Below are 721 nucleotides of genomic sequence, written 5' to 3' on the forward strand. Positions count from 1 at the left end.
ACATATAGGGCGCGTCGCAGTCGCCGGGGTTCTCGACGACCAGCGTGACGAAGCGCTTCTTCACGCCTTGCTGTTTCTCATTGAGCAAGGCCGCCTTGCCGCGGAAATCGGGCTTGTCCCATTTGACGAAGCGCTCCAGCCCGCCCTGCAGGATCGAATAGTCGGTCGAAAGATCGCCCTTCCAGGTGCGGTAGCCTTTTTCGAGCCGCAGCGAATCCAGCGCATACATGCCGAACGGCTTCAGGCCATGTTTTTGGCCGGCGGCCCAGACGGCATCGAAGACAGCGAGCGTATCGGCGACCTTGCTGTGGATCTCCCAGCCGAGCTCGCCGGCGAAGGAGACGCGCACCAGCTTCGCCCAGCGCCCGGCAATCGTCGTTTCCTGATGCGTGAGCCAGGGCTGCGAGAGATCGGCGTCGCAAAGCTCCGCCAGGATTTTGCGCGAATTCGGGCCGGCGAGGATCTGGGTCGAGTATTCCTCGGTACGGTCGGTCAGGGTGAAAGCCGCATCGGCAGGCATGGGCGACTTCAGCCATTCGAAGTCGTGCCATTGCGCCACCGCGGCAGTGATCAGCGTCATCAGGTCTTCGCGGTGACGCACCACCGACATCTCCGTGACGATGCGGCCCTTGTCATCCGAGAAATAGACGAGGCCGATGCGGCCGGGCTTCGGCACGAGGCCGGTCACTTGAAGCGCCAGCCATTCGGCGGCGCCCGGACC

Annotated in this window: 1 protein-coding gene; it reads right to left on the reverse strand. The window is 63.5% G+C overall.

The window, feature by feature from the left end; genetic code table 11:
* Window positions 1-721: aminomethyltransferase family protein (locus EOA28_RS37580; protein ID WP_148671204.1), on the reverse strand; the 721-nt coding region annotated here is incomplete at both ends.

It is taken from the genome of Mesorhizobium sp. M2A.F.Ca.ET.067.02.1.1 (genome assembly GCF_004023285.1).
Lineage (GTDB): Bacteria > Pseudomonadota > Alphaproteobacteria > Rhizobiales > Rhizobiaceae > Mesorhizobium.